Annotated in this window: 15 protein-coding genes; 12 read left to right on the top strand and 3 right to left on the bottom strand. The window is 47.9% G+C overall.

What is annotated here, in order from left to right:
- From BN3795_RS16250 to BN3795_RS16235, 4 genes are all read left to right on the top strand, one after another.
- Positions 1–540 (top strand): FecCD family ABC transporter permease (locus tag BN3795_RS16250; protein WP_198524737.1); only part of this gene is annotated, 540 nt, incomplete at its 5' end.
- Between the two features lie 3 nt (positions 541–543).
- Positions 544–1,305: an ABC transporter ATP-binding protein gene (locus BN3795_RS16245; protein ID WP_068785738.1), complete on the top strand. Its 762-nt coding sequence runs from the start codon at positions 544–546 to the stop codon at positions 1,303–1,305.
- A gap of 15 nt (positions 1,306–1,320) precedes the next feature.
- Complete coding sequence (locus BN3795_RS16240) at positions 1,321–2,352, top strand: ABC transporter substrate-binding protein (RefSeq protein ID WP_068785737.1); 1,032 nt, start codon at positions 1,321–1,323, stop codon at positions 2,350–2,352.
- A 46-nt stretch (positions 2,353–2,398) separates the two neighbouring features.
- A complete protein-coding gene (locus BN3795_RS16235; RefSeq protein ID WP_068785736.1) occupies positions 2,399–4,114 on the top strand; it encodes an ABC transporter ATP-binding protein in 1,716 nt (571 codons plus the stop codon).
- 343 nt (positions 4,115–4,457) lie between these two features.
- Here BN3795_RS16235 and BN3795_RS16225 read toward each other — a convergent pair whose 3' ends face one another.
- Positions 4,458–5,429, bottom strand: coding sequence for a helix-turn-helix transcriptional regulator (locus BN3795_RS16225; RefSeq protein WP_068785734.1), 972 nt, complete (start codon positions 5,427–5,429; stop codon positions 4,458–4,460).
- 213 nt (positions 5,430–5,642) lie between these two features.
- On the opposite strand from BN3795_RS16225, the gene BN3795_RS16220 reads away from it, so the two are divergent.
- From BN3795_RS16220 to BN3795_RS16190, 7 genes are all read left to right on the top strand, one after another.
- Positions 5,643–7,337, top strand: a complete 1,695-nt coding sequence (locus BN3795_RS16220) for a M3 family oligoendopeptidase (RefSeq protein ID WP_068785733.1) — start codon at positions 5,643–5,645, stop codon at positions 7,335–7,337.
- 267 nt (positions 7,338–7,604) lie between these two features.
- Positions 7,605–10,235, top strand: coding sequence for a phosphoenolpyruvate synthase (gene ppsA, locus BN3795_RS16215; protein ID WP_068785732.1), 2,631 nt, complete (start codon positions 7,605–7,607; stop codon positions 10,233–10,235).
- Positions 10,236–10,334: 99 nt separating this feature from the next.
- Entirely contained in the window at positions 10,335–11,012 is a 678-nt protein-coding gene (locus tag BN3795_RS16210) for a response regulator transcription factor (protein WP_068785731.1), read from the top strand.
- Positions 11,009–12,019, top strand: coding sequence for a sensor histidine kinase (locus BN3795_RS16205; protein WP_068785730.1), 1,011 nt, complete (start codon positions 11,009–11,011; stop codon positions 12,017–12,019). Before BN3795_RS16210 ends, BN3795_RS16205 begins: the two co-directional genes overlap by 4 nt.
- Positions 12,020–12,102: 83 nt before the next feature.
- Positions 12,103–12,825, top strand: a complete 723-nt coding sequence (locus BN3795_RS16200; RefSeq protein WP_232729954.1) for an ABC transporter ATP-binding protein — start codon at positions 12,103–12,105, stop codon at positions 12,823–12,825.
- Complete coding sequence (locus tag BN3795_RS16195) at positions 12,822–13,571, top strand: ABC transporter permease (protein ID WP_068785728.1); 750 nt, start codon at positions 12,822–12,824, stop codon at positions 13,569–13,571. The genes BN3795_RS16200 and BN3795_RS16195 overlap by 4 nt, the downstream gene beginning before the upstream one ends.
- Positions 13,568–14,326, top strand: a complete 759-nt coding sequence (locus BN3795_RS16190) for an ABC transporter permease (RefSeq protein ID WP_068785727.1) — start codon at positions 13,568–13,570, stop codon at positions 14,324–14,326. The genes BN3795_RS16195 and BN3795_RS16190 overlap by 4 nt, the downstream gene beginning before the upstream one ends.
- A gap of 7 nt (positions 14,327–14,333) precedes the next feature.
- Here BN3795_RS16190 and BN3795_RS16185 read toward each other — a convergent pair whose 3' ends face one another.
- Both BN3795_RS16185 and BN3795_RS26265 read right to left on the bottom strand, forming a co-directional pair.
- A complete protein-coding gene (locus tag BN3795_RS16185) occupies positions 14,334–15,278 on the bottom strand; it encodes an SAM-dependent methyltransferase (protein ID WP_068785726.1) in 945 nt (314 codons plus the stop codon).
- A 160-nt stretch (positions 15,279–15,438) separates the two neighbouring features.
- Positions 15,439–15,732 carry a helix-turn-helix transcriptional regulator gene (locus tag BN3795_RS26265; RefSeq protein WP_068785725.1) on the bottom strand — a complete coding sequence of 98 codons (294 nt, stop codon included), beginning with the start codon at positions 15,730–15,732 and terminating at the stop codon, positions 15,439–15,441.
- 1,104 nt (positions 15,733–16,836) lie between these two features.
- Here BN3795_RS26265 and BN3795_RS16170 point away from each other — a divergent pair.
- The gene (locus BN3795_RS16170; RefSeq protein ID WP_068785723.1) at positions 16,837–19,305 is read left to right on the top strand and encodes a glycoside hydrolase family 3 C-terminal domain-containing protein; all 2,469 of its coding nucleotides are present in this window, start codon (positions 16,837–16,839) and stop codon (positions 19,303–19,305) included.
- The last annotated feature ends 2 nt before the right edge of the window (positions 19,306–19,307 follow it).

The raw sequence follows: 19,307 nt of genomic DNA, 5'->3' as shown, positions 1-19,307 counted from the left end.
GCGCAGCCAGATCGGCATCTTTCTCTTATACTCATCTTTGCCAACAATGCGGAGGGCATTAAGACCGTTACTTTTTGGTCCATGGGCAGTTTGGCTTCATCCAGTTGGGAGAAAGCGCCGGTGCTGGCGGTTATCGTGTTGCTTGGCAGCGCCCTGTTTCTCTTTCAACACCGGGTGCTTAACACCATGCTGTTAGGCGATGAATCCGCCATTACCCTCGGAATCAACTTAAGCGCCTTTCGCAAATTTTATATGATCATTACCGCGCTTATTACCGGAACCATGGTGGCTTATGCCGGAATGATCGGTTTTGTGGGCCTCATCATCCCGCATATATCCAGAGGTGTATTTGGTGCGGAACATAAGCGATTAATGCCGGGAACGCTGCTGCTGGGAGGATTGTTTCTGATCTGGTCGGACATTTTATCCAGGACGCTGATTCATAACGTCGAATTACCTATCGGGATCATTACTTCTGTGATTGGTTCGCCATTATTTATCTACATGATCGTGAAAAAAGGCTACAATTTCGGAGGGTAAACCATGGAATTGACCGCGAAAGAAATAGAGATCAAGATCGGCAAAAAAGAAATCGTCAAAAACGTTTCGATTCGGGTGAAAAATCAACAATTCGTGGGACTCATCGGCCCCAATGGATGCGGTAAATCAACTTTGTTAAAAAGTATCTATAAAAGCTTAGTGCCACAGAAAGGTACCGTTTTTCTGGATGAATTGGATGTCTTGAAAACCTCCGAAAAAAAAGTTTCGCAGCGATTAGGGGTGGTGAGCCAATTTAATGAAATGAATTTTGATTTGACGGTGCAACAAATGGTGATGTTGGGCCGAACGCCGCACAAAAAGATGCTGGAGACGGATAAACAAGAAGATTATGCGATTGTCGAGGAAGCGTTAAGGAGAACGAATTTGCTGGATTACTGGGACCGTAGTTATTTGTCGTTGTCCGGCGGCGAAAAACAGCGGGTGATTCTGGCGAGAACCATTGCGCAGCAGCCCAAGTTCATGATATTGGACGAACCTACGAATCACTTGGATATTCGCTATCAGTTGGAAATTTTATCTTGCGTGAAGGAGTTGAAGGTTGGCGTGTTGGCAGCTCTTCACGATTTGGAAATGGCCGCGCATTATTGCGATTATCTTTATGCGATCAAAAATGGCGAAGTGTATGCGCACGGCACGCCGGATCAAGTTCTGACGCCGGAAACCATCGAGTCGCTCTATCAAATCAAATGCCAGACTTATATTAATCCGGTTACGAACGGGTTAGGCTTCGCATATGGAATATAGAGGGGAGAATAGGTTGTGAAAAAGAAGGTATGGCTAGGCATCGCCTTAACGTTCATGTTGACCTTAACGGCTTGCGGAGGGGCAGCGAATAGCAGCTCGGCGGAAGAGCAAACTCAAGCCCTAACGGAAAGTCATTATCCATTAACGATCCAAAACTATACGAAAGCGGAAGGCGGCACCGTGTGGGAAAAGAAAGAGCAAGTGTTCGATAAAGCGCCCGAACGGATCATGGCCAATACCAGACCGGCGGCAGAACTGTTATTGCATTTAGGACTAGCCGACAAAATTGTCGGAGTTGGGGCAAACTTCGGCGCGCCGGATAAAGCGGTGGAAGCTGAATACTCCAAATTGAATATTTTGAGCGATGAATATGTCGGAAAAGAGGTTACTTTGGGAACGAACCCGGACCTGGTCTATGGCCGGGGCGGATTATTCGATAACGCCGACTGGGGAGTAGGAACGGTCGGCACACTGAACGACATGGGCATTAAAACCTATGTCCTTGAGTCTTCGGTATCCGGGGGAACGTACGACTCGATCTATCGGGATATCGAAAATTTGGGCGAGATTTTTAGCGTACAAGATAAGGCGGATCTTTTCATAAAAGAGTTAAAAGAGAGACAAGCCGCCATTAGCTCGAAACTAGCTGTCATTACTGAGGGAAAAACGTTCGCCTATTTACATATAAGCGATCCTAACGAAGTGAACATTTATGCCGCTCACCAAGAAACCTTCTTTAACGATGCCTTCAAAATGGTGAAGCTGGACAATATTTTCAAAGACGAAGCCGGAGAGGTAAGTGTCGAAACGCTGATTGGGGCAGATCCGGACGTATTGATCATTCCGAATTGGGACACCTCCGACGGCTCTAATGCGAATAAGCTTAAGGAAGCGCTTTATGCCAACCCCAAATTATCCAGCATGAAAGCGATCAAAAACAAGCAAATTTATGCGGTCGACTACAACTATATGTTCGGATACGGCTACAATACGATTGACGGAATGGAAGTGTTGGCCCAAGAAATGTATCCGGATCTGTTCAAATAGAAGGCAATTGAGGGCTGCTTGAACCGGGAGGGAGTTGCGAAATCCGTTGATTCGAAGATTTTTTGCTTATTATCGGCCCTACAAGCGGTTGTTTCTGCTCGACTTCGGCTGCGCCATGATTGCCGGCTTATTGGAGCTTGCGTTTCCGATCGCCATTAACGTGTTCATCGACGATCTGCTGCCGGGCAGCAAGTGGAACCTGATCGTTGGGGCATCGCTTGGCCTTGTCGCATTATATACGGTGAGCGCGATACTGACGTACATCGTCAATTACTGGGGTCATATGCTTGGCATCAACATCGAGACGGACATGCGTCGCAAGCTGTTCACGCATATTCAAAAGCTGTCGTTTCGTTTCTTCGACAACACCAAAACTGGCCACCTGATCGGCCGTCTGACGAACGACATGAATATGATCGGCGAGATGGCGCACCATGGACCGGAGGATTTATTTATTGCCGTGATGACGCTCGCCGGCTCTTTCGCGCTGATGCTGTCGATCAATTGGCAGTTGGCGCTGCTGACCTTCATCATCGTACCGGCGATTTTGTGGGTGGTTGTTCATTTCAATCAAAAAATGACAAAGGCGATTCACCAGTTGTTTCGCGATATCGGTGATTTTAACGCCCGGATCGAGGACAGCGTGGGGGGCATTCGGGTCGTTAAGGCGTTCTCCAACGAAGCGCATGAGGAAGCGCAGTTTGCCGTCAACAATGGACGTTTCCGCCTGACGAAGCTCGCCTCCTACAAGCTGATTGCCCGAAACGGTTCGATCAGCTACGTGATGATGCGGTTTGTTACGGTGTTTGTCATGGTATGCGGCACTTGGTTCGTCATTCGGGGCCGACTTTCTTACGGAGAGTTTGTCAGCTTCCTGCTGTTGACCAACGTGTTCTTCCGTCCGATCGAGAAGATCAATGCGATCGTGGAAAGTTATCCGCAAGGGTTTGCGGGATTCAAACGTTATACGGAACTGTTGGATACGGATCCGGATGTGGAAGATGCGCCGGATGCCGTGGAGATGAAACCGTTTGAGCGAGAAATCCGTTTCCAAGGCGTATCCTTTGGATACGAGGGGCAGAAAAAGGTGCTCGATCGGGTGAGTCTTCGTATCCGCAAAGGCGAAACGGTTGCTTTCGTCGGTCCGTCCGGCGCGGGGAAAACCACGCTTTGCAGCCTTCTGCCGCGTTTCTACGAGGTGGAGAGCGGGGCGATTCTCGTCGACGGCGTGGATATCCGCCGGGTAACGCAGGAATCGCTGCGCAGCCAGATCGGCATCGTGCAGCAGGATGTATTCCTGTTTTCGGGGACGATCCGCGATAATATTTTGTACGGCAAGCTTGGGGCTAGCGAAGACGAAGTATGGGAAGCCGCCCGGCGGGCACGATTGGACGAATTCATTCGCAACCTAGAGAATGGAATGGAGACCGTCATCGGCGAGCGAGGCGTGAAGTTGTCCGGCGGCCAGAAGCAGCGTCTGGCGATCGCCCGCATGTTCCTGAAAAATCCGCCGATCCTGATCCTCGACGAAGCGACTTCGGCGCTCGACACCGAGACGGAGCTGGCGATTCAGCAGTCGCTTATGGAATTGTCGCAGGGGCGGACGACGCTGGTCATTGCGCATCGGCTGGCAACGATCAAGGAGGCGGACCGCATTGTGGTCGTCACCGATCGAGGCATCGCCGAACAGGGCCGGCACCAGGAGCTGCTGGCCGCAGGCGGCATATACAGCCGCTTGCACCGGGCGCAATTTGGCACTTAAAGGCAGGAGGAAAACAGATAATGCGGGGCGGGCAATAGATAGTGGCACGATCGAATTAGTTGTATATTTAGGGGACAAAGAAAACCAAGACGGCCGCGACATCGCGGGTCTTGGTTTCTTTTACATGACGAAACTTACGAGAGCGAATCAAAGACCTTCGGAAAGCCGCGCAGGATTGCATGCATCTGATGAGTGTCCGCAAAAGCCTCGGTTCAAACAATTATCCCGAACGCAGCAGCTCAAGGTGCTTCGGCTTGCGCTGCAATATCGGAAAACGACGATCTCCTCAATGAAAGCGAAGGTCGATGGCGACTTGAAGCCGACCCAAAAGACGGGATAAGCCTCAGGATGACTTCCGCACCGGTCTGATATACTTAAAAAACCGCTCCGGATCATGATACATGTAAATGATTCTGCCGGGCGAAGTATCCAGGGAGTAACCGGTGCCTGTAAAATCAAAAGTTGCCATTGCTTGTTCCAGCTTTTCCTCCACACTGCGATTTTCCTGCTCATAGTCGAACGGCCCGTGTTCAAAGACAAGATAATCGGCCTCGGGAATATCCATCAGAAGCATTTGTGAGGGGATTTCGCCTTGGTAATCCAAAGGAAGTCGCACACCATAACACTCTGTACGTGGAATCCCCCAACCGCAGAGTCTGCCGTCCGGGTCAATGAGGTACGCCATGATCTGACCGCTGCCGCTGTTCGTTGCGCTCCCGCCAGTGTCATCCAATTTCCCCTTGATGCTATCGAGCAAGCCGCATATGGTTTCGCAGTCCTGGCCGGGAATAAGACTTTGCTTTTGCCAAAAATCCCAATACCCATTACTCTCACCGTTTTTGATATGCAAAAATTTGTGTGCGGGAATGGTTACAAAATAAACGTTGACCCCATCTGTAGATTTGATCATCCCAATCTCTCCCAATCCGAAAAAGTAACGGTCGAAAGGGGTGATTTTTGTACGAAGGGCGACAGGCATAGGCTGTTTTCGATATTCACTTGGAGTCACACCATAGGCTCCCTTGAAAGCTCGGGTAAAAGCTTCATGCGATGAAAAACCATATTCAAACGCTATATCCAGCAGGCTTTTGTCACTATCGCGCACCTCTTTTAGGGCAAAGGCCAATTTTCTATGCCGCAGATAATCCCTAAAGGGCATACCCGATATTTCTTTGAATTTTCTCGTCGTATGAAATTCGGAATAACCAAGCTTGCGGGAAAGAAATCGAAGCGATATCGCTTCACCGTTACGATGTTGAATACACTCGTCAATTTCATCAACGATGATTTGGATTTGCTTGTGCCACTCGTACATCGTCCATTCACCTCGTTTCAACCATTCTATAGCCACTATAGAATATTGGGAATGGCTTTGCTTGATTTTACTTGCGAAAATGAGAGGAACTATGTGATTCCCGCATCGTTCATCAGGGCAGGTTTGCCTTCCAAAAAAAGGATTAGTATAATGTTCATATCTTTTTCGTAGACCGATTTATACCATTTCTCGCGAAAGGGGCAGATGCATGCCATGAAATTCAGCGAATACCGTTATGAACGCCCGGATGTTCAGATTTTTCAACAGAGATTCAAAGCGCTTCTTGAGGCGTTTGGGGCGGCGGACACATTCGAAGAGCAATCCCGGATCATGAAGGAGATCAATCAACTGCGGAGCGGCTTCGATACGATGCAGGAGATCGCAAGCACCCGGCATACGATCGATACCCATGATGAATTCTATCAGGCAGAGCAGGATTTCTATGATGAGAATGGTCCGATAGTCCAAGAATTCATTACGGACTACTATCGGGCGCTGGTCGGCTCAAAATTTCGTGCGGAGTTGGAGGGGCAATGGGGGCGTCAGCTGTTCCGGCTCGCCGAGCTTTCGTTGAAGACATTCAGTCCCGAGGTGATTGAGGATCTGCAGCGAGAGAACAAACTGACGACCGAATACGCCAAGCTGATCGCATCAGCCAAAATCCCGTTTTACGGCGAGGAACGCAATTTATCCCAGTTGATTCCGTTCCAGCAATCGACGGATCGGGAGGTTCGCAAGCGCGCGGCCGAAGCGGCGTACGGTTTTTTGGCCGCGCATGAGGACGACCTTGATCGGATCTATGACGAGCTGGTCCAAGTCAGAACGAAGATTGCCAAGAAGCTCGGATACAGCAACTTTGTGGAGCTTGGTTATGCCCGGTTGTCACGGACGGATTATGATGCCGAGAAGGTGGCGAAGTTCCGGAGCCAGGTCCTGATGCATATTGTGCCAGTGGCTTCAAAGCTAAAGGAGCGGCAAAAGCATCGAATCGGCGTAGACCAACTGAGATATTACGATGAGAGCTTTGCCTTCAAATCAGGAAATGCGATGCCGAAGGGCGATCCGGAGTGGATCGTGAAGAACGGGGCGAAGATGTATCAGGCGTTGTCTCGGGAAACCGAGGATTTCTTTACCTACATGACGGAAAACGAACTGATGGATCTGGTAGCGAAACCCGGTAAACGAGCGGGCGGTTACTGCACGTTTATCAGCGATTACAAATCGCCGTTCATCTTCTCTAATTTTAACGGCACGTCGGGCGATATCGATGTGCTGACGCATGAGGCCGGCCATGCTTTTCAGATGTACGAGAGCCGGGGGTTTGAGGTGCCGGAGTACCAGTTTCCGACGTTGGAAGCGTGCGAAATCCATTCCATGAGTATGGAGTTCTTCACTTGGCCATGGATGGATCTGTTCTTTGAGGAACAAGCCGATAAATATCGATTTGATCACTTAGCCAGCGCCATCGTCTTTATTCCTTACGGCGTAGCGGTCGATGAATTCCAGCATTACGTCTATGAGCATCCGGAAGCAACGCCGGCAGAGCGTAAGAAAGTATGGCGGGAAATCGAGCGGAAATATGTACCCTATCGAAATTACGCGGAGAATGATTATTTGGAGCGGGGCGGGTTCTGGCACAGACAGGGGCATATTTTTAATTCGCCGTTCTATTATATCGATTATACCCTGGCCCAGATTTGCGCGTTTCAGTTCTGGAAGAAGATGCACGAGAACCGCGAAGCGGCCTGGGCCGATTACCTGCTCTTATGCCGACAAGGAGGCAGCCGCTCATTCACGGAGCTGGTGGAGATTGCCGGCTTGATCTCCCCGTTTGAGGACGGCTGTGTCACTTCGGTGATCGGTAGCATCGAAGCCTGGCTTGACAGCATCGATGATCAGAAGCTGTAAATCATGGTGTTTGAGAAAGACGCTTGCAAGGGCTCATGTGCAAGCGTCTTTTTTCTATGCGAATGCACAAGGAACATACAAATAGGAACCTGGGAATTAGCCCAGGTTCCTGAATGGGAATTGCAAAGATACAAATGCGATGATATAATGAAAAACGATTGCCAATTGGTTAAAAGGCAATAAATATCCATCTTATAATTTTATCTTACCATCTGCTCGATTGTTTGTCAAACGTTTTTTCTCAAAACACGAGAAGGAGAGATGTTCATGAAACCTATGGTGATTGGGTTACGCGAAAAGGATCAAGCCCAGCTATCTATTGTCGGCGGAAAAGGGGCGAACCTGGCGAGATGTTCCAACATCGATGGAATCCGTGTTCCCGATGGCTTCATTGTAACTACCGCGGCTTATTATAAAGCCATTGAACACAATGATACGTATCATGAGCTGTTGAAGCAGCTCATGAACCTTGAAGCCGGGGATCAAGGGCGGATCGGTGTCATCAGCAGTCAGATTCGGCAGACCATTCAGGAAACCGAGATCCCTCCAGAGGTAATCCAAGAGGTCCATCATCATCTCGTTCAGTTGGGCGTGGACCAAGCCTATGCGGTTCGATCCAGCGCGACGGCTGAAGATTTGCCGCATGCTTCATTTGCAGGTCAGCAAGACAGTTACTTGAATATCATGGGCCCTAATTCCGTCTTGGAGCATATTCGCCAATGTTGGGCCTCCCTTTATAGCGATCGAGCGGTCCTTTACCGGATGCGAAATGGATTCAACCACCGCCAAACTGCGATCTCTGTGATCGTCCAGCACATGATCTTCCCGCAAGCCTCGGGGATTTTATTTACAGCCGACCCGGTAAGCTCCCATCGAAAAATCTTGTCTATCGATGCGGGCTTTGGGCTGGGCGAGGCCATGGTATCCGGCTTGGTCTCCGCGGATGTGTATAAAGTGCGGGAGGAGAAAATTGTCGATAAAAGAATCGCTTCCAAAACATCCGCAATCTACGGACGTCCAGACGGCGGGACAGAGTTGAAACCGATCGCTCCTGATCAGCAAAACACCCAAGTCCTCACGGATGAGCAAATCATCCAGCTCGCTAGGATCGGCAGACGCGTCGAGGCTTATTTCGGACAGCCGCAAGACATCGAATGGTGCTTGGCGGAGGACGGTTTCTATCTCGTTCAAAGCCGGCCGATCACAACGTTATTCCCGATTCCCGAAGCGATGGATCAGGAGAATCATGTGTATATCTCTGTGGGACATCAGCAAATGATGACGGATCCAATCAAACCGCTGGGGTTATCGTTTTACTTGATGACGACTCCGGCACCGATGCGAACCGCCGGCGGAAGGCTGTTTGTGGATGTCGCGCCGATGTTGGCTTCGCCGGACAGCAGGCAAATGATACTAGACACCATGGGCCATTCCGAGCCGCTCATTAAGGATGCATTAATGACCCTCATCGAACGGGGCGATTTTATTCCAACGTTATCCGCTGATCCGAATGGATCGGTTGTCCGCAAGCGTCAAGGTCCTGTACCGTCTGCGGATCATCCATTCGGAATGGAGAACGATCCCGGCGTCGTCGCGGAGCTGATCAAGCGGAGCCAGGTTTCGATTGAAACATTGCAAGAGCGGATTCGCGGAAAATCGGGGATGGAGCTGGTTCATTTTATCAAAGAAGATATCGCCGAGCTGAAGAAAATTTTATTTGATCCGCAAAGCTCAGCCGTAATTATGGCCGGGATGAATGCCTCCAAATGGTTGAACGAGAACATGTACGAATGGCTTGGCGAAAAAAACGCAGCCGATCCGCTATCTCAATCGGTACCCGGCAATATTACTTCAGAAATGGGTCTGGCTCTGCTCGACGTCGCCGATGCCATTCGACCGTATCCGGAGGTGATCGCGTATTTGGAACGGGCGCATGACCCTCGCTTTATGGAGGAACTCGCTACGTTCGAAGGCGGAGAGGAAGCTTATACCGCGATCCAAGATTTTCTAAGCAAATACGGCATGCGTTGCCCGGGAGAAATCGACATTACGCGAACCCGCTGGATTGAAAATCCTCTGATGATTGTCCCGCTGATTCTGGGGAATCTTAAAAATTCCGAGCCACATGCCAGCGGGCGGAAGTTTGAAGAAGGGCGGCGGATCGCCATGAGAAAGGAACAAGACCTGCTGGAACGCTTGAGACAACTGCCGGATGGAGCGAAGAAAGCCGAGGAAACCAAACAAAGGATCGACCTCATCCGTAATTTCTCGGGGTATCGGGAGTATCCCAAATACGGCATGATTCAACGCTATTTTATCTATAGGCAGGCTTTGCTGAGAGAAGCGGATCGGCTTGTACAAGCGGGGGTAATCTCCGACAAGGAAGATATCTACTATCTCACCTATGAAGAATTGTGCGAAACCGTACGTACCCACCACTTGGATGATCAGATGATCCGCAAGCGGAAGGAGGAATACAAGCATTTTGAGAAGCTCACCCCTCCGCGGGTGATAACGTCAGACGGTGAGATCCTATCGGGCAAGTACCAGCGTGAGGGCGTCCCTGCGGGTGCAATTGTAGGCTTGCCTGTTTCATCGGGTGTGGTTGAGGGGCGCGCGCGTGTGATCATGAAAATGGAAGACGCCGTGCTGGAAGAGGGCGATATCCTCGTGACGGCTTTTACCGATCCCAGCTGGACGCCCGTGTTTGTCTCCTTGCGGGGCCTGGTTACCGAAGTAGGCGGCCTGATGACTCATGGTGCCGTGATCGCACGCGAATATGGCCTGCCTTGTGTTGTCTGCGTGGAGGATGCAACCCGGCGGATTAAAGACGGGCAACGCATTCGCGTTAACGGTACGGAAGGGTATATTGAGATATTAGCGGAGGCAAAATATTAAATTGATCTCCTGGAAAGAAATTCGTGATCTCCAAAGGAAGGGATGACATGACTCGTTCTAGAAACTAGTAGAGAACCCGTTTAGAGAGAGGGATGTTGCTTGAAGCGAAACGTTCTGTATATTGAAGATAATGAGAAAATAGGCAGTTGGGTCAAAGAGGAATTGGAACAGCGGGGGTATTCGGTTCGTTGGCTGCTTTCGGGTGACGGTGCCGATAGGGAAGTTCATGAGCATGACATCGTGATTTTGGATATTATGTTACCCGGGTTAGACGGATTCACGGTGGGCAAACGGTTAAAGAAAGCCGCACCTGCTGTTCCTATATTGCTGCTGTCCGCTCGAACATCGATCGATGACAAGGTGGACGGTTTGCAATTTGCAGATGATTATTTGACGAAGCCCTTCCATACGGAAGAATTAGTTGCCAGAATCGAAGTGTTAGTCCGCCGAAGTGGTGGAACCCTGTCCGGACGGATTTCAGTAGGGGAGGATATCGAAGTAGATCCGGAAGCCCTCATGGTCTATGACAAACGCACCGGTGAAGAAATTATTTTAACGGGAAAACAACATCAGATCCTCATGTACTTCTTACAGCACCCCAATCAGGTCTTGCCTAAGGAACAAATTTATGAAGCCATATGGCAAGAACCCTATATCATGGGGGATAAAACGATCATGGTGCATATCCATCGACTGCGTCAAAAGCTGGAACGATATCCCGATTCTCCGGAGATTATAGAAACGTTAAAAGGAATAGGCTATCGGGTGAAGCTATGAAGCAGAGCAGATCCCTATTCCGTCGTTTTCTAAAAGTACATTTTCTGTTTATCTTCTTACCTCCCCTTGTACTTATATTTATCACTGCGTTTTTCGGGGTATCTGGCATCGATAGAAAAGAAATGAATCCACTAAACCTGTTTTACATTTACGTTCTTTTATTAGGGTTGATTATGGTCGCATTTGTAATCTTGTCCTGGCGGTTCTTCCTTAACCTTCAGAGGCGTCTTGCCCGGTTGCAAGAAGTCATGTCCATTTCGGCGGAACACAACGCGTTCCCTGAACCCATCCCGGTTGAATCGGATCGCATGGATGAGATCGACCAGTTAGGAAGTTCTTTTAATTGGATGATACAGCAGCTTGAATACAGTCGCCGGCAAGCACATGAAGAGGAAGTCTTGCGACATCGACTTATTGCGAATCTCTCCCACGACCTGCGAACGCCGTTGACCATTTTGAGAGGGCATGTCACCCGGTTAAATAAAGAATCCCTAAGTTTAGAAGGACAATTCTCTTTAACAGAGATGAACCATACGATTACAAGAGTCGGGGACCTCATGAATGATTTACTTTCCTATACCTTGCTAACATCAGGGAAACATCCATTTCATCCCGCATCAACAGATATTGGACGCTTAGTTAGAGCCTCTGTTGCCGCGTGGTATCCCGTATTTGAAGACAAGGAAATGGAACTCGATGTCGATATACCGACAGAGGAGACTTTCTATTGGGAAGTTGATCCGAAATGGATGATCCGGATCTTGGATAATTTATTTCAGAATATGATTCGGCATGCGGCAGAGGGGAAATACGCGAACATCGTGGTTGATATAGGGAAAGAACAAATCATCATTGCGGACAAGGGGCCAGGGTTGGACAATTCTTCTTATGGGGAGGGAGCAGGGATTGGTTTATCGACATGTAACTATATGTTGAAAAAAATGAAGTTGCATGCGAGCTTTACCTCTAGTGAAAAGGGCACGCGAATAGTGATTGGGCGGGCTTAATTTAAATGTAAACCAGAAGTAAACCTCAGGACAGCCAGGATGTAACTTTGCATCTCTATAATAGGAACCATAACAGAAAGGAAGTGTTATGGTTGCTAGAAATCAATCACTTAGTCAAACGGCGCGGGACTCAAGAGATCTTATCCGGGATCAGTTTTAGAGCCAGGCCAGGAAGGGTAACCGGTTTTTTAGGGCCCAATGGGGCAGGCAAGAGTTCTACGCTTCGCATCCTGCTTGGATTAGATCATGCTACTTCAGGAACTGCGCTGATTCATGGCAAGCCGTTCGCCCAAATCCCCAACCCTCTACTCACCGTAGGTGCGGCACTGGATGGTTCTGGAGCTCATCGCAGCCGAACAGGACGAGCACACTTGCGTTGGATGGCGCGTGCCGCAGGATTGCCTCGCTCGCGGGTCGACGAAGTTCTGGACATCACCGGCCTTACGAATGCCGCAGATCAAAGGGTGGGGAAATATTCCCTCGGGATGGGAAGAAGATTAGGAATCGCAGCTGCGCTTCTGGGAGATCCCGAGATCTTGATCCTGGATGAACCCGTTAACGGGCTAGATCCGGAAGGAATTCGCTGGATTCGGAATTTCTTGCGCGAACGTGCCCGGTCCGGGAACACGGTATTGCTATCCAGTCATCTTATGGGAGAGCTCGCAGAAACGGTGGATGATGTAGTCATCATTCAACGTGGAAAGATCGTTGCAGAGGGACCGCTGGAGGAAGTAATCGGCACTCATTCCTCTTTGGAGGACGCCTTCTTTGCCCTGACCTCTCCCAAAGCAGGTGACGGTGTATGAGGGCCTTACACGCAGAACTTACTAAATTGCTCTCCTTGCCGGGCATTTGGCTTTCCATTCTGATTGGAGCCGTTGCCCCAGCATTTCTAGCCGCCATGGACGGCATGGCCCAAAAAGAGAAGATTATTGCAGGAATCAGCACACGGGTGCCGGAGGTTGGTTACATTGGACTAGCGCTTGGGGTGCAAGGTGTCATTATTCTCGGAGTGCTTGCGGTCAGCAGTGAGTATGCGACAGAGAGCAGTGAGTCCGGCAGAGGAAAGCAGATTACAACAAGCTTAACGGTGGTTCCCTCCAGGCTTGGTTTTTTGCTGGCCAAAGCAGGCGCTGTGGCTCTAATCAGCCTGCTGCTCAGTGTTGTTGCGATAATGACCACTTTAGCAGCCACTCATAATGTACTTGGTGAATATACCCCTGTATTCGAAGGGTCCAAGCTGTTTGGTGTGGTTTGTTACTGGGTACTGACTGCTCTTCTGGCATTTGGAATTACGGTACTAACGAAGAATGGCCTGATTCCCCTTGCGGTGCTCATCATAAATACATCGTTTGTGTCCTTTAGTTTCTTGCTTTCCAAGGTTACAAAGCTGGCGTTATACTTACCAGACCGAGTTGGAATTGAAATGTTTATGTTAACAAACGACCGATTTCTCCCTCCGTATCTGGGTGGTCTCGTCATGTTTGCCTGGGTAGCCGTCCTTTTCATTGTTGCGGCGCTTGTTTTCCATAGGAGGGATGTTGCCTCATGAGTGTCTCTTCAAGTAGAACGTTAACCCGAATCCTTCGTGCTGAACTGGATAAATTCATGACCTTACCCTCGGTATGGCTTACGCTTGGGGGGACATTTCTTCTTAATTTTGGAATCACAGCAGCTTATGTTTCACTTGGTTTACAAGCGGCGGAAGGGACGCAGCCTATCCTGAATCTTGGGCTTTCCTCTATGCGATATCTTCAAGCGGGGTTCATGATTCTTGGGATCTTGGCAGCTTGTTCGGAATACAGCGAGGGACAGATTCGAACGACATTAACTGCGATGCCTTGGCGGGGACTTCAATTCATCACCAAGCATTTGGCCTTGACCATGATCACGATTCCTGCGGCGCTGCTGATGATTGCTTCAAGTGTTCTATATACATGGTTCAGGATGAGAGACACAGCAGCCGGGTTTGATACAGCCCCGATGATCGGAGTCTTAGCCGGTGCAACCGGCTATCTAACCTTAACTGCATTGCTCAGTGCAGCCGTAGGGGCTTTAATCCGACGAACCACTCGCGCTTTAGTAGTACTGCTTGGTTACTATTTCGTTGTGAGTCCAATGACGGAAAACTCTCGGTTTCAGTTTAAAAATATTCTGCCGGAAACGGCAGGATCTTATATGTACCTGGCGCCTTCCTCTGAGGGTCCGAATTCGCTTACCCCCCTGCAGGGGACAGGGATTTTGATGGTGTGGGCATTGATTTTTATTGCCGTAGCGGTTGTATTTTATCGCAAGAGAGATGCCTAAGTCGCGCTTAATTCCCTATTCGTCTGAAGATATACACGGCATTTTCATCCGAAGGAGGCAAGACCAGGGAAGATAAGCGTTCGTCGAGCATCATTGAGAAATGTTTGAGATTGTAATAGGTATCAAAATCCCCAGTATACGCTGCGCTTTTGGTACCAATTACGATATAAAGGTCAACGGATGTGGTCTGAAAGACATGCTTTTCATATGTATTTTTCGGGGCCGGCCAGGAACAGATCACCACTTTGGGCTTGTACTGATTTAGTGCTGCTTTGGCGTCCGCTTTCTCTACGAAATCAGGGTATGTAATATAATGACTCCAACTGTAGTCGTCAGTTGCTTTACAATCAACATGATACTTTTTTAAGAAAGCAGTGAGGGTGCCGTCTCCTGCGCCGATCTCAACGCAACTCTGGTCACCGATTAGAATTGAAAGCTCCTTGATCAGTTCCTTGGAGTAGAAGCAGTAGATTCCCTTTTGATTAACCAGGGGCATCAGTAACTTTTTGTCCCTAATCATCTTCCAGAAAAGGGGGAACAAGCGAGCAGATACGGGCTTTCGTTCAAACCCTTTCTTGAATAGGAGCCTTTGCAGAATAAACCCGTCCCAGAGGTTCAAGCGAGTATTCGTACTCGTCTTCTGTGAAGAAACGACAACGTTGAATTGTTCCAACAAATAAAAGGCAAACCGAGCTTTGATGATGTCAGGCACAAAAGCCTTAACGGTTTGTTCGTTCATTCGACTCGCATAAATTCGCTTCTTGGCTACCTTTGCACTAAAGGTGTACTTATCAAGAATCGCTCGAATCAAATCGGGTTTTGCGGAACGCTGAAGATCCTGAATCTCTTGAAGAACTTCCTGCTTATACTCAGGATATTGTTTCAGTAATGCTTCAACACTAATTTCATCCGTTAGGATCTGTCTTGCTGTCTCTCCCGTCATCTTTCTCATATATACCTCCATCATGCAATAGCAAAGGATAAATCAGGATTATACCGCTTATTTTACCTAACTTAGGAGGGGAGGAATGTGACATAAGTTGTGCGAGCCATTCTTTTTACAATCATGCATTATAGATCCAACGTTCAATTCTTGCCGCTGATTAGGTCCGCTAATATCTCGTTATTTGATTTTGCTTTCTATATTTTAACGGGGATTCCTGATATTTATTTTTGAATAGGCTCTGAAAATGGCTCTGACTGGAGAAGCACAAATAATGGCTGATTTCACTAATCGGTTTATCGGTTGATCTTAACAGAATTTTGGCTTCTTCAAGCTTACACTCGAGTATGAATTGGTAGAGCGAAATTCCAGTAACCTTCTTGAACAGGGTAGACAGATATGTCCGGCTATATCCAAAGTGAGTTGCAATTTGAGTAGCGGTTATAGGTTGATTAATGTTCATATAAACGTATTGAATGATTCGGCGAAGATCTCCTGTCTCAGAAACGTTGTATTTTANTCTCCTGTCTCAGAATCGTTGTATTTTTCTTCAGAAACTCGGCGGGTAAAATTGTATAGTGCTTCCTTCGTTAAGTTTTGAATCGCCTCCAGTGTGTTTAACTGCTCGATCTGTTGAATATACAGATCCGATAATTGATAGGCAACCTCCGTATCCAAACCGCCGCGGATTGCTGCCCGCGTAATAAGGGTAATCGTCACGATCGAAGTGTTTTTGGCTTGTCGGTGACTATCCTTTGCCATAATTCCTTCATGTATCATAAATGGCTGCTCAATGAATGCGTATAAACCCGCTTCGTTCCCGTTTTCAACACAGGCACACATCTGATTCTCAATTTCGTAGGAATTATTAAAATAAAGATTTTCCTTGCTTTGGTATGTCCTCTTAGCCTGCTGCTCATTGATTTCCCTCATGTTGTCCACTTTAAGCAAATCTGCATACCGAATTTCTTCCTCATTGACAAAGTAATGAATGGTCACCAAGTAATTCAAAAATTGCTGCAGCTGCATAGGCGGAATTAATTTCATGAAGGCTTCAAATCTAGGCTGATCCTGATCGGAAATGACAAACTCTTTCTTGAGAATTCGAAAGGTGTCCTTAAGATAAGGGATTTGGCTAACGGGTCCCACAATCACGAGCGAATCGGGGGTATCGGTAACTCTGACCATTCCATAGTAAGCAAAAAATGAAGTCGATAAATACGTAACTGACTCAAGAGAGGACGATAACTGGTTCAGATATTCCAATGGGGGGTGCGTGAACTTCCCTTGCTGCGGATAAGCCTCGACCAACTGATTGTTCTTATACAGATAAACGGGAATCAACGTAGACTGGTATAAGTGTTTTAACATTACATGTATCTCTTTCATACAAGCCCTCATTTGAAAAATGAAATGAATAGTATAACAAGCCATTTAAACGTAGCAGAGTGACTCAAATTCGTCAATATTTTCACAGAACAAATCTATAAAAAACAGTACATATAAGAAATATTATATCCCCTTTTTTCTATACAATGTGACGTAACAGCAAGAAGGGGGAAAGTTTATGCAATCGCTTGATCCGTTAATTCAAGCTATGACCATTGAAGAAAAAGCGGCCTTAGTGGCTGGTACAGAATTCTGGAAGACAAATCCCATTCCTCGTTTGTCCATCCCATCGATTTATATGACGGACGGTCCATGCGGTTTAAGAAAACAAGGAGAGCAAACGGACCATCTGGGGCTGAATCAAAGCGAACCAACGACCTCATTTCCTACAGGCGCTACACTAGCTGCCAGTTGGAACCCTGATAATGTGCGGGCAATGGGTAAGGCAATTGCTCAGGAATGCCATCATTTCGGGGTGAACATCTTGTTGGGGCCGGCTGTTAACATTAAAAGGAATCCGAGATGCGGCCGCAACTTTGAGTATTTTTCCGAAGATCCAACCCTTTCCGGAGTTCTGGGAAGCGCTTTTGTAGAAGGAGTACAGAATGAAGGAATAGGCGTTTCGCTTAAACATTTCGCTGTAAACAATAACGAGAATTTCCGCTTTATGGGCGATTCAGTAGTTGATGAACGGGCGCTGCGCGAAATCTACTTGAAAGCCTTTGAGATGATTGTGAAGAACACGCGCCCTGTTACCGTAATGTGTGCCTACAATAAGGTGAACGGGGTTTATTGCGCCGAGAATTACGATTTGTTAACCGGAATTTTGAGGAACGAATGGGGATTCGACGGGGCCGTTATCAGTGACTGGGGGGCGGTTTCCGACCGGGTTGAAGGCATTAAAGCAGGCATGGATTTGGAAATGCCTGGGGATTGTGATTACTTCAGAAAATCTGTTATTGATGCAGCGAATAGCGGCAGCCTATCGATGACAGCACTTGATCAAGCAGTAAAAAACATACTGACGCTAATTGAGCGGACATCGGATATCAAGTATGGGATGGAGTTTGATAAAGACGAGCATCACAAAATTTCATGTGAGATCGCCGCAGACAGCGCTGTCCTTCTTAAGAACGACGGTTCTTTGCCTCTGAGTAAGGAACAACAATTTCTTGTGATTGGTGATTTGTTTGATAAAATGCGCTTTCAGGGTGCCGGCAGCTCGTTAATTAATCCTACTCGAAAGACTACACCGCAAATGGCCTTTGATGAAAGAAGAATCACTTATCAGTTTGTTAGAGGATATCGTGAATCCGAGGTGCTTCCTGAGCGGGAAATGGAACATGAAGCGCTCAAACTTGCTGAGAAGGCGGAAGTCATCCTTTTCTTTGGAGGGCAGACCGACTATACCGAAAGTGAAGGTTACGACCGCGAGAATATGCGGCTTCCTGAAAACCAACTTTCCTTGATCAATCAATTGACAAAGCTTAATAAGAAGATTATTTTTGTCCTCTTCGGCGGATCGCCTGTTGAATTGCCGTTCGAGTCGGCAGTCAGCGCCATTCTTAATATGTATCTTCCTGGTCAAGCCGGAGGTGAAGCGGCAGCACAACTTTTGTTTGGCGAGAAGAATCCGACCGGAAAGCTGGCGGAGACCTGGATGGAAAAGTACAGTGAAGTGCCTTTTGGAGAAACATTTGTTCAAGGCAAATCGGAATTGTATCAAGAATCCGTTTATGTGGGCTATCGGTATTACGATCACATTAATGGAAAGGGAGTTAAATATCCCTTCGGATATGGACTCAGCTACACACAGTTTGAATACAGTTCACCTGAACTGGAGGGAGCCGGTGAGCAAATCATTGTTCGCTGTCAAGTTACCAACTCAGGAGGACTCGGAGGAGCAGAAGTAATCCAGTTATATGTAGCCAACCCCCACACGGATGTATTCAAACCGGTAAAAGAGCTCCGAGCCTTTTCCAAGGTCTACCTGAAACCCGGGGAGACTAGATGGGTTGAGATGAGGTTTAGTAAAAAGGATCTCGCTTATTACCATGTCGGTAACAAGGAATGGGTCATTGAAAACGGGGAGTATCAGGTTATGCTTGCGGCATCCTCAGTCGATGTTCGCTTGTCATTGAATTTCACGATTAACGACCAGCCCGTTATTCCAAGTCCTTATGATCGCAGCAAGCTGCCTCATTACTACTCTCCCGGGGAGCTGAAGAAAGTATCCGTCCAAGAATTTGAGACTTTACTCGGAAGGAAAGTGGAAGGCGCATCTTCGGGTGAACCCAGGTTTACTCTTGACTCCAGATTGGACGAGCTGCAAAGCTCTTTCATCGGTAGAATTTTCTACAATAGCGTAGTGGGCATAGGGGAAAAGCAGTTCAATAAAGCTCAAAAACTGCCGGAGAGCCCGGAAAGGGATATGGAAAGAAAGAACGGCATGTTCCTGATGAAGATGCTGCCCAATAATAGCATTCGTTCCATGTCGGTATCCAGCTCCGGTCGCTTCAGTTATAACATAGCCAGAGGCCTAATTGAGCTATTAAACGGTCGTCCCCTAAAAGGAATCAAATTTATGATGACCAAGGATCGGCTGCAGCCGTTACCTAAAAATCAGAAAAAACGCATACCCTTATAGCA

Source organism: Paenibacillus phocaeensis (assembly GCF_900021165.1).
GTDB classification, from domain to species: domain Bacteria; phylum Bacillota; class Bacilli; order Paenibacillales; family Paenibacillaceae; genus Fontibacillus; species Fontibacillus phocaensis.
The sequence above is the reverse complement of the archived record's forward strand: the minus strand, read 5'-3'. Positions and strand labels throughout refer to the sequence as shown.

Coding starts and splice junctions, on each gene's coding strand:
- BN3795_RS16185 (WP_068785726.1), bottom strand. CDS start 15,278: ATGAGAAAGATGACGGGAGAGACAGCAAGACAGATCCTAACGGATGAA.
- BN3795_RS16205 (WP_068785730.1), top strand. CDS start 11,009: ATGAAGCAGAGCAGATCCCTATTCCGTCGTTTTCTAAAAGTACATTTT.
- BN3795_RS16170 (WP_068785723.1), top strand. CDS start 16,837: ATGCAATCGCTTGATCCGTTAATTCAAGCTATGACCATTGAAGAAAAA.
- BN3795_RS16225 (WP_068785734.1), bottom strand. CDS start 5,429: ATGTACGAGTGGCACAAGCAAATCCAAATCATCGTTGATGAAATTGAC.
- BN3795_RS16245 (WP_068785738.1), top strand. CDS start 544: ATGGAATTGACCGCGAAAGAAATAGAGATCAAGATCGGCAAAAAAGAA.
- ppsA (WP_068785732.1), top strand. CDS start 7,605: ATGAAACCTATGGTGATTGGGTTACGCGAAAAGGATCAAGCCCAGCTA.
- BN3795_RS16220 (WP_068785733.1), top strand. CDS start 5,643: ATGAAATTCAGCGAATACCGTTATGAACGCCCGGATGTTCAGATTTTT.
- BN3795_RS26265 (WP_068785725.1), bottom strand. CDS start 15,732: ATGAACATTAATCAACCTATAACCGCTACTCAAATTGCAACTCACTTT.
- BN3795_RS16195 (WP_068785728.1), top strand. CDS start 12,822: ATGAGGGCCTTACACGCAGAACTTACTAAATTGCTCTCCTTGCCGGGC.
- BN3795_RS16190 (WP_068785727.1), top strand. CDS start 13,568: ATGAGTGTCTCTTCAAGTAGAACGTTAACCCGAATCCTTCGTGCTGAA.